General features: G+C 72.7%; 13 protein-coding genes. 3 read left to right on the forward strand and 10 right to left on the reverse strand.

Annotated elements, in window-relative coordinates; translation table 11 throughout:
* Window positions 1–102: 102 nt before the first annotated feature.
* The 7 genes from truB to rimP form a co-directional block, all read right to left on the reverse strand.
* On the reverse strand, window positions 103–1,008 hold the full coding sequence (truB, locus tag ABZ937_RS20075) for a tRNA pseudouridine(55) synthase TruB (RefSeq protein ID WP_361693592.1): 906 nt from the start codon (window positions 1,006–1,008) through the stop codon (window positions 103–105).
* Window positions 1,005–1,460 carry a 30S ribosome-binding factor RbfA gene (gene rbfA, locus ABZ937_RS20080; RefSeq protein WP_361693594.1) on the reverse strand — a complete coding sequence of 152 codons (456 nt, stop codon included), beginning with the start codon at window positions 1,458–1,460 and terminating at the stop codon, window positions 1,005–1,007. Before rbfA ends, truB begins: the two co-directional genes overlap by 4 nt.
* Before the next feature lie 40 nt (window positions 1,461–1,500).
* Complete coding sequence (locus tag ABZ937_RS20085; protein WP_360739639.1) at window positions 1,501–1,794, reverse strand: DUF503 domain-containing protein; 294 nt, start codon at window positions 1,792–1,794, stop codon at window positions 1,501–1,503.
* A 239-nt stretch (window positions 1,795–2,033) separates the two neighbouring features.
* On the reverse strand, window positions 2,034–5,093 hold the full coding sequence (gene infB, locus ABZ937_RS20090; RefSeq protein WP_361693596.1) for a translation initiation factor IF-2: 3,060 nt from the start codon (window positions 5,091–5,093) through the stop codon (window positions 2,034–2,036).
* A gap of 145 nt (window positions 5,094–5,238) precedes the next feature.
* A complete protein-coding gene (locus tag ABZ937_RS20095) occupies window positions 5,239–5,535 on the reverse strand; it encodes a YlxR family protein (RefSeq protein WP_361693598.1) in 297 nt (98 codons plus the stop codon).
* A 90-nt stretch (window positions 5,536–5,625) separates the two neighbouring features.
* The gene (gene nusA, locus ABZ937_RS20100) at window positions 5,626–6,612 is read right to left on the reverse strand and encodes a transcription termination factor NusA (RefSeq protein WP_361693600.1); all 987 of its coding nucleotides are present in this window, start codon (window positions 6,610–6,612) and stop codon (window positions 5,626–5,628) included.
* 2 nt (window positions 6,613–6,614) lie between these two features.
* Window positions 6,615–7,127, reverse strand: a complete 513-nt coding sequence (rimP, locus tag ABZ937_RS20105) for a ribosome maturation factor RimP (RefSeq protein ID WP_361693602.1) — start codon at window positions 7,125–7,127, stop codon at window positions 6,615–6,617.
* 216 nt (window positions 7,128–7,343) lie between these two features.
* Here rimP and ABZ937_RS20110 point away from each other — a divergent pair, with 216 nt between their 5' ends.
* The 3 genes from ABZ937_RS20110 to ABZ937_RS20120 all read left to right on the forward strand — a co-directional run bounded on the left by ABZ937_RS20110 (window position 7,344) and on the right by ABZ937_RS20120 (window position 9,547).
* Entirely contained in the window at window positions 7,344–7,856 is a 513-nt protein-coding gene (locus tag ABZ937_RS20110; RefSeq protein WP_361693604.1) for a hypothetical protein, read from the forward strand.
* A complete protein-coding gene (locus ABZ937_RS20115) occupies window positions 7,853–8,368 on the forward strand; it encodes a ferritin-like domain-containing protein (protein ID WP_361693606.1) in 516 nt (171 codons plus the stop codon). Before ABZ937_RS20110 ends, ABZ937_RS20115 begins: the two co-directional genes overlap by 4 nt.
* A gap of 279 nt (window positions 8,369–8,647) precedes the next feature.
* The gene (locus tag ABZ937_RS20120; RefSeq protein WP_361693608.1) at window positions 8,648–9,547 is read left to right on the forward strand and encodes an aminoglycoside phosphotransferase family protein; all 900 of its coding nucleotides are present in this window, start codon (window positions 8,648–8,650) and stop codon (window positions 9,545–9,547) included.
* Between the two features lie 52 nt (window positions 9,548–9,599).
* On the opposite strand, the gene ABZ937_RS20125 is transcribed toward ABZ937_RS20120, so the two are convergent.
* The 3 genes from ABZ937_RS20125 to ABZ937_RS20135 all read right to left on the reverse strand — a co-directional run bounded on the left by ABZ937_RS20125 (window position 9,600) and on the right by ABZ937_RS20135 (window position 12,794).
* On the reverse strand, window positions 9,600–11,303 hold the full coding sequence (locus tag ABZ937_RS20125; protein ID WP_361693610.1) for a proline--tRNA ligase: 1,704 nt from the start codon (window positions 11,301–11,303) through the stop codon (window positions 9,600–9,602).
* Window positions 11,304–11,377: 74 nt separating this feature from the next.
* Window positions 11,378–11,908 (reverse strand): GNAT family N-acetyltransferase, encoded by a 531-nt coding sequence (locus ABZ937_RS20130; RefSeq protein ID WP_361693612.1) that lies wholly within the window; start codon window positions 11,906–11,908, stop codon window positions 11,378–11,380.
* 37 nt (window positions 11,909–11,945) lie between these two features.
* Entirely contained in the window at window positions 11,946–12,794 is an 849-nt protein-coding gene (locus ABZ937_RS20135; protein ID WP_361693614.1) for a GNAT family N-acetyltransferase, read from the reverse strand.
* Window positions 12,795–12,870 lie beyond the last annotated feature (76 nt).

Consider the following 12,870-nt stretch of genomic DNA (forward strand, 5'->3'; position numbering starts at 1 on the left):
CGGCCGGGCCGGCCGCGTGGCCGGCTGGCCGCCGCTCCACGGCAGACAGTCCGGGGCCGGCTCGGGCGGAGCCGCCGAGAGGCGGAGCCGCCGGGAAGGGGCTCAGCCGAAGACGGCCAGGCTCTTCGCCTTGCCCCGGTGCTCCTCGACGAGCGCCAGGAAGCGGCCCTCGGCGTCGAAGACGGCCACGGGACCGGCGCCCGCGTACGCGTCGGGCATCTCCAGCCGTACGCCGTTCAGCAGCAGCCGGGACCGCTTGGCGTCGACCTGCCAGCGCGGGAACGCCGCCTGCGCGGCCTCGGCGATCGGCATCACGGTCAGCTCCTGCTGGAGCTGGTCCAGTGTCCTGGCCGCGTCCAGCTTGTACGGCCCGACGCGCGTCCGGCGCAGGGCGGTGAGGTGGCCGCCGACGCCCAGGTCGGCGCCCAGGTCACGGGCGAGGGCACGGATGTAGGTGCCGGAGGAGCAGACCACCGACACGACCAGGTCGAGCACGGGTGTGCCGTCCTCGGCGACCGCGTCCCGGACGTCGTACACGGCGAACGAGGAGACGGTCACGGGCCGGGCGGGGATCTCGAAGTCCTCGCCGTCCCGGGCCCGCTTGTACGACCGCACGCCGTCGATCTTGATGGCGCTGACCTTGGACGGGACCTGCATGATGTCGCCGGTGAGCTTGGCGATACCGGCGTCGATGGCGTCCCGGGTCACCCTGGAGGCGTCGGTGGACGAGGTGATCTCGCCCTCTGCGTCGTCGGTGACGGTGTTCTGGCCCAGGCGGATGGTGCCCAGGTACTCCTTCTCCGTGAGCGCGAGGTGCCCGAGGAGCTTGGTGGCGCGCTCGACCCCGAGGACCAGGACGCCCGTGGCCATCGGATCGAGGGTGCCGGCGTGGCCGACGCGGCGGGTCCTTGCGATCCCGCGCATCTTGGCGACCACGTCGTGCGAAGTGAAGCCCGACGGCTTGTCGACGATGACGAGGCCGTCGGGCGTGGTGTGCTTCTGCGTCATTCCGCGGCGTCGCCGTCCGTGTCGGTGTCGTCGGCGGGCTTCCTGTAGGGGTCGGCGCCGCCGGCGTACGAGGCGCCGGTGGCGGCGTCGCGCACCTTCTGGTCGGACTGCCGGGCCTTGTCGAGGAGGTCCTCGATGGTCCGGGCGGTGTCCGGCAGGGCGTCCGCGACGAAGGTCAGGGTGGGCGTGAACTTCACCCCGGCCGCGCGGCCCACCTCGGAGCGCAGGATGCCCTTGGCGCTCTCCAGGCCCGCCGCGGCTGCCTTCCGCTCCTCTTCGTCGCCGTAGACCGTGTAGAAGACGGTCGCCTCCCGCAGGTCACCCGTGACCCGGGTGTCCGTGATGGTGACGTGCGAGCCGAGCCGCGGGTCCTTGATCCCGCGCTGCAGCTTCTGGGCCACCACCTCTCGGATGAGGTCCGCCAGCCTTTTCGCCCGAGCGTTGTCGGCCACTGGTCCGTCTCCCGTTCTTTCTCTTGCTCGTGTTCTGTGATCAGTCGTCGTCGCCGTGGAACCGCCGTCGCACCGACAGCAGCTCCACCTCGGGGCGGGCGGCGACCAGCCGCTCACACCGGTCCAGTACGTCGGTGAGGTGCGCCGCGTCGCCGGAGACCATGGCGAGGCCGATGATCGCTCGCCGGTGGAGGTCCATGTGGTCCACCTCGGCCGCGCTCACCGCGTACTTCCGCTGGAGTTCGGCGACGATCGGGCGGACGACGGAGCGCTTCTCCTTCAGCGAGTGGACGTCGCCGAGGAGCAGGTCGAAGGACAGAGTCCCCACGTACATGTGTGTAACCGGTTCACCCGCCGGTACGGGATCGATGGCCCCGGGTCCGTGTGGCCGGGGACATCAAGAACGGTACCGCGTACCTGCCGGTGGCTCGACAGGGTTTCCTCGGCACCGCCTGCTGTGCGGGCCGTCCGGGGGCTCCGCTTCCGGACCCCCGTTTTCCGGGGGCGGAGCCCCCGGAACGGCGTGCTGGCCGACGGGACCGCAGTCCCGCCGGCCAGCACGAACCGTGGGCGTTACGCCCGCGGCTTCTCGCGCATCTCGTACGTCGCGATGACGTCGTCGACCTTGATGTCGTTGAAGTTTCCGAGGTTGATACCACCCTCGTAGCCTTCGCGGATCTCGGTGACGTCGTCCTTGAAGCGACGCAGGCCCTCGATGGTGAGGTTCTCCGCGACCACCTTGCCGTCCCGGATGAGGCGGGCCTTGGTGTTGCGGCGGACCTCGCCGGACCGGATGAGGACACCGGCGATGTTGCCCAGCTTGGACGACTTGAAGACCTCGCGGATCTCCGCCGTACCCAGCTCGACCTCTTCGTACTCCGGCTTGAGCATGCCCTTGAGGGCCGCCTCGATCTCCTCGATCGCCTGGTAGATGACCGAGTAGTACCGGACGTCCACACCCTCGCGCTCGGCCATCTGCGCCGCGCGGCCGGCCGCGCGGACGTTGAAGCCGATCACGATGGCGTCGGAGCCCATCGCCAGGTCGATGTCGGACTCCGTGACCGCACCGACGCCGCGGTGCAGGACGCGGATGTCGACCTCTTCGCCGACGTCCAGCTGGAGCAGCGAGGACTCCAGGGCCTCGACCGAGCCAGAAGCGTCACCCTTGATGATCAGGTTCAGCTGCTGGACCTCACCGGCCTTCAGCACCTTGTCCAGGTCCTCCAGGGACACGCGGCGCGTGCGCTTCGCGAAGGCCGCGTTGCGCTCACGGGCGGCACGCTTCTCCGCGATCTGGCGGGCCGTACGGTCCTCCTCGACCACGAGGAAGTTGTCACCGGCACCCGGGACGTTGGTCAGGCCCAGGACCTGGACCGGCGTCGACGGACCGGCCTCGGCGACGTTGTTGCCGTTGTCGTCGAGCATGGCGCGCACGCGACCGTAGGCGTCGCCCACGACCATCGTGTCGCCGACCCGCAGCGTGCCTCGCTGGACGAGCACCGTCGCCACGGCACCACGGCCGCGGTCGAGACGGGACTCGATCGAGATGCCCTGCGCGTCCTGGTTCGGGTTGGCCCGCAGGTCGAGCGAGGCGTCGGCGGTGAGGACGACGGCCTCGAGGAGGCTGTCGATGTGCAGACCCTGCTTGGCGGAGATGTCGACGAACATCGTGTCGCCGCCGTACTCCTCGGCCACCAGGCCGTACTCGGTCAGCTGACCGCGCACCTTGGTCGGGTCCGCGCCCTCGACGTCGATCTTGTTGACCGCGACGACGATCGGGACGTCGGCCGCCTTGGCGTGGTTGAGCGCCTCGACCGTCTGCGGCATGACGCCGTCGTTGGCCGCGACGACCAGGATCGCGATGTCGGTCGACTTCGCACCACGCGCACGCATGGCGGTGAACGCCTCGTGACCCGGGGTGTCGATGAAGGTGATCTTGCGCTCTTCGTCGTTGACCTCGGTCGCGACCTGGTAGGCACCGATGTGCTGGGTGATGCCGCCGGCCTCGCCCGCGATGACGTTCGTCTTGCGGATGGCGTCGAGCAGTCGGGTCTTGCCGTGGTCGACGTGACCCATGACGGTGACGACCGGCGGACGGACCACCAGGTCCTCGTCGCCGCCCTCGTCCTCGCCGAACTCGATGTCGAAGGACTCGAGCAGCTCGCGGTCCTCCTCCTCGGGGCTGACGATCTGAACCGCGTAGTTCATCTCGCCCGCGAGGAGCTGCAGCGTCTCGTCGGAGACGGACTGCGTGGCCGTGACCATCTCGCCGAGGTTCATCATGACCGCGACGAGGGACGCCGGGTTGGCGTTGATCTTCTCCGCGAAGTCCGTGAGCGACGCGCCGCGGGAGAGACGGATGGTCTCGCCGTTGCCGCGCGGCAGCATCACGCCGCCGACGCTCGGGGCCTGCATGGCCTCGTACTCCTGGCGACGCTGCCGCTTCGACTTGCGGCCACGACGCGCCGGACCACCGGGACGGCCGAAGGCGCCCTGCGTGCCACCACGGCCACCGGGACCGCCGGGACGGCCACCGAAGCCGGGACGGCCACCGCCGCCAGCGCCGGCGGGACCGCCGCCGAAGCCGCCACCGCCACCGGGACGACCGGCGAAGCCGCCGCCGCCACCCGGACGGGCGCCACCGCCGCCGGGACGGCCGGCGAAGCCGCCACCGGGACGACCGGCGCCGCCGGGACGACCCGCACCGCCGGGACCGCGACCGCCGCCACCGGGGCCGGGACGCGGACCCGCAGCGGGACGCTGCGGCATCATGCCGGGGTTCGGACGCGGGCCGGCCGGGCCGGGACGCGGACCGCCGCCCTGCGGGCGGGGCATGCCCGCCGGGCTCGGCCGGGGACCGCCGGGAGCCTGCGGACGCGGACCGCCGCCCTGGGCGCCGGGCGCCTGCGGACGGGGAGCGCCGCCGGGCCCGCCGGGGCCGGGACGCGGACCGCCCTGCGGGCGCGGGGCCTGCGGACGGGCCATGCCGGCGTTGCCGCCGGAGGTGAAGGGGTTGTTGCCCGGGCGCGGACCGGCCGGACGGGCACCCGGACGCGGGGCCTGGCCACCGGGGCGCGGAGCACCCTGGCCCGGACGGGACGCCTGGCCCTGACCCGGACCGGCCGGACGGCCGCCGGGCTTCGGGGCACCGGGACGGGCGCCCGGACGCGGACCCTGCGCGGCCGGAGCCTGCGGGGTCTGCGCGGCCGGAGCGGCCGGCGGAGCGGTGAACTCCGGGGCGGCCGGAGCCGGACGCGGCGCGGGCTTCGGACCCGGCACCGGACGCGGGCCCGGGGCCGGCGCGGGCGACACGGGCGCCGACGGGGCGGCCGGAGCCTGCGGGGCGGCGGGCGCCGTCGGAGGCTTGGGGGCGCCCGGCTTCGGAGCAGCCGGACGTGCCGCCTGCGCCGGAGAGGGCGCGGCGGGCTTGGGGGCGGCCTTGCGCGGGGCGGGCTTGCCGGCGGACTTGCCGGAGCCGCCCTGGAAGGCGTCGGTCAGCTTGCGTACAACGGGCGCTTCGATGGTCGAAGACGCCGAACGGACGAATTCACCGAGTTCCTGGAGCTTGGCCATGACGACCTTGCTCTCGACACCGAACTCCTTGGCGAGTTCGTAGACCCGGACCTTAGCCACTTCGCTCCTTTGAGGTCCGGGTTGAAGCCGGACCGTCGCTAGTTCATGGGCGTACTCATCGCGTACTCATCGAGTGCTCATCGCAATCTCGACCTGCTTTCGACTCGCGAGGTACCAAGCCGCACGGTGTTCCGTACGACATGTCTTACGGCGTTGCCTGCTCGGCAACTGTTGTCTCCTCGACGTACCGGCGCAACGCCTTTGTGTCGAGCGCTCCCGGGGCGCGCAGTGCCCGCGGGAACGCCCGGCGGCGTACCGCCTGGTCGAGACAGACCAGGGCGGGGTGTACATATGCACCCCGGCCGGGCAGCGTACCGCGAGGATCGGGGACGCAGGCGTCCTCGATCTTCACGATCCGCAGGAGATCGTTCTTGGCCGCCCGCTCCCGACACCCCACACAGGTGCGTTCAGGGCATGCTCGGGCGTGCGTCCGGCCAGACACCGTTAAGTCTACCTCCCCGTACCGACCTCACCCCTTTGGGGCAAGAATCGAACGGCTGTTGTCGTGATCTCAGCGACGTACGGCTTGGATCTATTCCCCGGCCTGCTCGGTGTCGGGCCGGATGTCGATCCGCCAGCCGGTCAGCCGGGCGGCGAGGCGGGCGTTCTGGCCCTCCTTGCCGATCGCCAGCGACAGCTGGTAGTCCGGCACGGTCACCCGGGCGGAACGGGAGGCCAGGTCCACGACCTCCACCTTGCTCACCCGAGCGGGTGACAGGGCGTTCGCGACCATCTCCGCCGGGTCGTCCGACCAGTCGACGATGTCGATCTTCTCGCCGTTCAGCTCGCCCATGACGTTGCGCACCCGGCCGCCCATCGGGCCGATGCAGGCGCCCTTGGCGTTCAGGCCCGTGCGGGTGGACCGGACGGCGATCTTCGTGCGGTGACCGGCCTCACGGGCGATCGCGGCGATCTCCACCGAGCCGTCGGCGATCTCCGGCACCTCCAGGGCGAAGAGCTTCTTCACCAGGTTGGGGTGGGTGCGGGAGAGGGTCACGGACGGCCCGCGGACGCCCTTGGCCACACGGACGACGTACGACCGCAGCCGCAGGCCGTGCGCGTAGGTCTCGCCGGGCACCTGCTCCTGCACCGGCAGGATGGCCTCCAGCTTGCCGATGTCCACGAGCACGTTCTTCGGGTCGCGGCCCTGCTGGACCACGCCGGTGACGATGTCGCCCTCGCGCCCCGCGTACTCGCCGAGCGTCGCGTCGTCCTCGGCGTCGCGCAGCCGCTGCAGGATCACCTGCTTGGCGGTGGTGGCGGCGATACGGCCGAAACCGGACGGCGTGTCGTCGAACTCACGGGGCTCCTGCCCCTCGGCCAGGTCCTCGGGGTCCTCCTTCGCCCACACGGTCACATGCCCGGTCTCCCGGTTGAGCTCCACGCGCGCGTGTCGGCGGCTTCCCTCGGTGCGGTGGTAGGCGATGAGGAGGGCCGACTCGATCGCCTCGACCAGCAGGTCGAAGGAGATCTCCTTCTCCCGAACCAAGCCCCGCAGGGCACTCATGTCGATGTCCACGGCTACGCCTCCTCCTCTTCCTTCATGTCCTTCTTGGTGTCCTTGCGGTTGAACTCGACCTGCACGCGCGCCTTGTCGATCTCCGGGAAGCCGAGTCTGCGGGTGGTGGCCTTGCGGCCCTTGACCCCGGGGACCTCGACGTCGAGACCGTCCTCGTCGACCTCCAGGATCCGGGCGATCAGCTCGCCGCCCTCCGTGAGCTGGAACTTCACGAGCCGGTCGGTGGCGCGCACGAAGTGCCGGTGCTCGGTCAGGAGGCGCTCCGCGCCGGGGGTTCCGACCTCCAGGTCGTACGCCGCGTCGCCCATCGCGTTGGTCTCGTCGAGCTTCGCCGAGAGCGCGCGGCTCACATCGGCGATCGCGTCCAGATCCGCTCCGGTGTCGGAGTCGACGACCACGCGCAGCACCCGCTTGCGTCCGACGGAGTCCACGGCGATCTCTTCGAGATCCAGTCCCTGGGACGTGACGAGCGGTTCCAGCAGCTCTCGCAGCCTCTCGCTCTGGGTGGTGCTCATCCGGGTGACTCCTCGGCCGCGTGTGCTGTTGTGGGATGGGTCGCGTGTCTGGTCAAAGGGTATCCGGTCGCGCGGGGTGTTGCCGTACACCTGTGGCCGGGCGGTGCCGGTGAGTGGTGCGCGCGGGGCGCGCGGGTACGGTGATCACGGGCGGCCCGCCCGCCGGTCGCTCTTCCTTCGCCGTTCCCTCCGCACGAGTTCCCGAGGACGTCCGCAGTGCCGTATCCCCCACCCCCGCGCACCCGCCCGGGACCGCGCAGAAGATCCCTGCTCGCCTCGGCCGCCGGGGCCGCCCTGCTGGCGGGATGCTCGGCCGGCCCGGACTCCGGCGACGACGGCCCCTCGGCCACGGAGCGTGCACGCGCGCGTGCGGCCCGGGACAGCCGGGGGCTGCTGGCCCGCTACGACGCCGTACTCGCCGCGCACCCCGCCCTGGCGGACCGGCTGCGCCCGCTGCGGACGCAGGTCGCGGCCCACGCGGCGGCCTTCGAGGACGGTACGACGGCCTCGGCCACGGCTTCGCCGACCGCCACGGCGTCGGCCTCCGCGACTGCCGTCCCGGCCGCCGAGAAGGACGCCGTGGCCGGGCTGGCGGCAGCCGAGCGGGCCCTCGCCGACCAGCGTGCGAAGGATCTGCTGAAGGCGCCGGGCGAGCTGGCGCGGCTGCTGGCGTCGGTCGCGGCGGCCGGTGCCGCGCACGCGTATCTGCTGACGGAGGGAGCCCGGTGAGCGACGGCACGGAGCAGGCCGAGATGACCGCGCTGCAGGCGGCGCTGGCGGCGGAGCACGCGGCGGTGTACGGCTACGGCGTCGTCGGCGGACGGATCGGCGAGCGGCGCCGGGGCGAGGCGCGGGCGGCGTACGACGCCCACCGGGCCCGCCGGGACGTGCTGGTGCGCGCCGTGCGTGACCTGGGCGGCACACCGGTCGCCGCGAGCGCCGCGTACGCGCTGCCGTTCCCGGTTCCGGACGGGACGGCCGCGGTACGGCTGGCCGCGCGGCTGGAGGAGCGGCTGGCCGGGGTGTACTCGGACCTGGTGCGGGCGGCGACCGGCGCGCGGCGGGCCGACGCGGCCGGGGCGCTGCGGGAGGCCACGGTGCGGGCGGTGCGCTGGAGCGGGGAGAGCGTAGCCTTCCCTGGGCTCGCCGAACGGTCCGGCGAACAGACGGGCGCGGCCGGCACGACTCCGTCACCGTCCGCGTCGATCCCGGCGTCGGCCTCCGCGTCGGTGACGCGTTAGGCGGCGGTACGGCGGGGCCGGTGCGGGGCCGTGCGGCGGGACCGCGAGAGGGCCTGCGGCAGGGGCCTGTTGCCCGGCGCCCGGCCGGGCAGGGGAGCAGGAACGGACGGGCCCCGGAGAGGGTCCCTGACAGAAGCAGACAGGGCCGACGGGCCCGACCGACAGGACCCGGAGGCCCCGGACGGCACGGCGGCACCGACAGGACCCGCGGGGCTCCGGGCACGCCCGGCAGGACTCGACGGGTCCGTCGGAACTCGACAGGAAGGGAACGGCTCGCGCATGGCTTTCGAAGCGCCGCAGCGGCTGGTGCGGGCGCTCGGTGAGACGGCACCGGCCGGGGACGACTGGCTGGCGCGGCTGCCCGCGACGGCCGAGCGGGCCGTCGCCCGGCGCGAGTTGACCGTCGAGCGGGTGCAGGTGCCGGGCGGGCGCAGCAGCCTTGTCGTGCTGGTGCGGCGGGTGGACGGCACGCCGGCCGTGCTGAAGCTGGCGCCGCCCCGGGCCCGCCCGGAGAGCGAGCGGGCGGCGCTGGCGCACTGGGCCGGGCTGGGCGCCGTACAGCTGCTGGAAGCCGACGCGGACGACGGGGCGCTGCTGCTGGAGCGCCTGCATCCGGATGTGTCGGTGCGGTCGCTGCCGGAGGCGAAGGCGTTGCTGGAGGCGGCGGGGACGCTGCGCAGGCTGTGGGTGGAGCCGCCGGCCGGGCATGTCTTCGAGACCGTCGCCGAGCGCACCGCGCGGCAGGCGGCGGCGATGCGGGCGAGTGCCGGGACCGATCCGGAGGCGGCCCCCCTGGTGGAGTCGGCGCTCGCCGCCCGGGAGGAGCTGCTGGCCGCGCCGCCCGAGCAGCTGCTGCTGCACGGCACGTTCCGGCAGAGCAAGGTGCTCGCCGGGGAGCGGATGCCGTGGCTCGCGGTGGGCCCGGACCCGGTGGTCGGCGAGAGCGCCTTCGACCTGGCCAGGCTGGTGCGGGACCGGGTGGAGGACCTGATCGCGACGCCGTCCGGCCCGGCCACCACCCGGCGCCGGATCAAGCGGCTCGCCGAGTCGCTGGAGGTCGACCAGGAGCGGCTGCGCGGCTGGACGCTGTTCCGGGCGGTGGAGTCCGGGGTGCGGGCCCGCCGGGTCGGCCGGGAGAAGGACGCGGAACTGCTGCTGGAGTTCGCCGGCTGGCTGTGACGGCGCGACGCCCCCGGAAAGTCCCCCGGGGGCGTCGTCTCCTCGTCCGGTGCTACGCGGTCAGGCGGGCGATCGCGTCCTCGACCGTCAGTTCCTCGCGCTCGCCGGTCTTGCGGTCCTTCAGTTCCAGGACGCCGTCGCCGGCGCGGCGGCCCGCCACCAGGATCTGCGGTACGCCGATCAGCTCGGCGTCGGTGAACTTCACGCCCGGGGAGACCCCGGCCCGGTCGTCCACCAGGACGCGGACGCCCGCGGCCGACAGCTTCTCGGCGACGTCGAGCGCCAGCTCGGTCTGCAGGGCCTTGCCGGCGGCGACGACGTGCACGTCGGCCGGGGCGACCTCCTTGGGCCAGCACAGACCCTGCTCGTCGGCGGTCTGCTCGGCGAGCGCGGCGACGGCGCGGGAGACGCCGATGCCGTAGGAGCCCATGGTGACGCGGACGGGCTTGCCGTTCTGGCCGAGGACGTCGAGCTTGAGGGCGTCGGCGTACTTGCGGCCCAGCTGGAAGATGTGGCCGATCTCGATGGCGCGGTCCAGCTTCAGGCCGGTGCCGCACTTGGGGCAGGGGTCGCCCTCCTGCACCACGACGACGTCCACGTACGCGTCGACCTCGAAGTCACGGCCGGCGACGACGTTCTTCGCGTGGGTGTTGTCCTTGTTGGCGCCGGTGATCCAGGCGGTGCCGGGGGCCACGCGCGGGTCGGCGACGTACGTGACCTTCTCGCCCAGGCCCTGCGGGCCGACGTAGCCGCGGACCAGGTCGGGACGCCCGGCGAAGTCCGCCTCGGTGACCATCTCGACGGTGGCCGGGGCGAAGTGCGCCTCGACCTTGTCCAGGTCGACCTCGCGGTCGCCGGGCACGCCCACGGCGACGATCTCGCCGTCCACCTTGACCAGGAGGTTCTTCAGGGTGGCGGAGGCCGGGACACCGAGGGAGGCGGCCAGGGTCTCGATGGTCGGGGTGTCGGGGGTGGGGATCTCCTCGAGCGCGGGCACGGCCGAGCCGTCGACCGGCTTCAGCTCGTACGTGATCGCCTCCGTGTTGGCGGCGAAGTCGCAGTTCGGGCAGTCGGCGAAGGTGTCCTCGCCGGCCTCGGCCGGGGCCAGGAACTCCTCGGACTTGGAGCCGCCCATGGCGCCGGCCGTGGCCGCGCAGATGCGGTAGTCGAGGCCGAGGCGCTCGAAGACGCGCTGGTAGGCCTGGCGGTGCAGGGCGTAGGAGTGGCCGAGGCCCTCGTCGTCCAGGTCGAAGGAGTACGAGTCCTTCATCAGGAACTCACGGCCGCGCAGGATGCCGGCGCGGGGGCGGGCCTCGTCACGGAACTTGGTCTGGATCTGGTAGAGGATCACCGGCATGTCCTTGTAGGACGTGCACTGGTCCTTGACCAGGAGGGTGAAGATCTCCTCGTGGGTGGGGCCGAGGAGGTAGTCGCCGCCCTTGCGGTCCTTGAGCCGGAACAGCTCCTGGCCGTACTCGTCCCAGCGGCCGGTGGCCTCGTAGGGCTCGCGCGGCAGCAGGGCGGGCAGCGAGACCTCCTGGGCGCCGATGGCGTCCATCTCCTCGCGGACGATGCGCTCGACGTTGGTGAGGACCTTCTTGCCGAGGGGCAGCCAGCTCCAGATGCCGGCGGCCGTGCGGCGGACGTAGCCGGCGCGGACGAGGAGCTTGTGGCTGAGGACCTCGGCGTCCGCCGGGTCGTCGCGCAGCGTCTTCGCCATCAACTGGGACATGCGCTGGACCGGTGCGTTGGCCATGGTTCTCGTACTCCTGCCGGGTAAGGGTGATGGCATAGGAGGTTAGCCGGGCCGCCTGTGCGGGCGGAAATCGGTTAACGCCTGCGCAGGGGGAGGGGGGCGCCCATCACGGCGTACGGCCGGGGTGCGCTCGGGAAGTGGACCTGGCGGGCCAGATCGACGTACCCGAGGGAGAAGTACAGGCCGCGGGCGGGGCTGTCGGTGTCGATCGCGGAGAGGATCGTGCGGGGTTCGTCGGCGGTGTCGGTGATGGTGGTGATCAGCCGCCGGCCGATGCCCCGGTTCTGGTGGTCGGGGTGGACGTGCAGCTCGGTGATGACGAAGGAGTCGTCCAGCCAGTGCTCGTTGCCGCCCGCGCGGAGGTAGGGCTCGACGACGGTGGACCACCAGTGGGTCCGGCTGTTGGGCATGCCGTAGACGAAGCCGATCAGCCGCCCCCGGCTGGTGGCGCCGAAGGCCCTCGCGCCGTTGTACTGCATGTGCCGCTGGACGATCTGGCGGCGTACGGCGACTTCGTCGGGGCCCAGCCCGAAGGCGACGGCCTGGACGGCCAGGGCCTCGTCGACGTGGGCTGCGAGGTCCAGGGGGCCGATCACGAGGTCCATGCCGGGAGCGTACAGGGGCCCCTCCGAAGAGGGCTCCTCAGAAGAGGATGCTCATGAAGGCGCCGGTCTCTTGGAAGCCCACCCTCCGGTACGTCCTGCGCGCCGCCGTGTTGAAGTCGTTCACGTACAGGCTCACCACGGGGGCGACGTCCGCGAGGGCGTAGCGCAGCACCGCCGCCATGCCGGGGGCGGCGAGGCCCTGCCCCCGGTACTCGGGGGCGACCCACACCCCCTGGATCTGGCAGGCCTGGGGGGTCGCCGCGCCGATCTCCGCCTTGAACACGACCCGGCCGTGCTCGTCGACGCGGGCGAAGGAACGGCCGGAGCCGACGAGTTCCGCGACCCGGGCCTGGTAGAGCAGGCCGCCGTCGCCGGCCAGCGGGGAGACGCCGACCTCCTCGGTGAACATCGCCACGCACGCCGGCATGATCGTCTCCATCTCGTCCTTGCGGACGCGGCGGACGTACGGGTCGGCGGCGATGTCGGCCGGCATGCGGTCGGTGACCATCAGGGGCTGGTGGGCCCGGACCTCGCGGGCCGGGCCCCAGTGCGGTTCCAGCAGCCGCCACAACTGGGCGGTGGATTCGGCGGGGCCGACGATGGAGGAGCAGCGGCGGCCGGCCCGCCGGGCGCGGTCGGCGAAGGCGCGGACGGCGCGCGGGGTGGCGCAGATGGGGACGAGGTTGGCGCCCGCGTAGCACAGGGACGTGAGCATGCCGTCCTCGTACCAGCCCCACATCTCGCCGCCGAGCCGCCAGGGGTCGAGACCCGCGACCTGGACCCGGGAGGCCACGAAGGCGTTCTGGACCGGCTCGCGGTCCAGAACGGCGAGCGCGGCGTCGAGGTCACTCGGTCCGAGCACCCGTGAGGTGGTCTGGGTCAACACGCGGCGGGGCCTCACGCTGGGGGTTCTGCTGGTCTCGGCACTGTACCTCGTGCGATTGCGCGGCGCTTCGGAGCAG

The organism is Streptomyces sp. NPDC046727 (assembly GCF_040645635.1).
Taxonomy (GTDB): domain Bacteria; phylum Actinomycetota; class Actinomycetes; order Streptomycetales; family Streptomycetaceae; genus Streptomyces.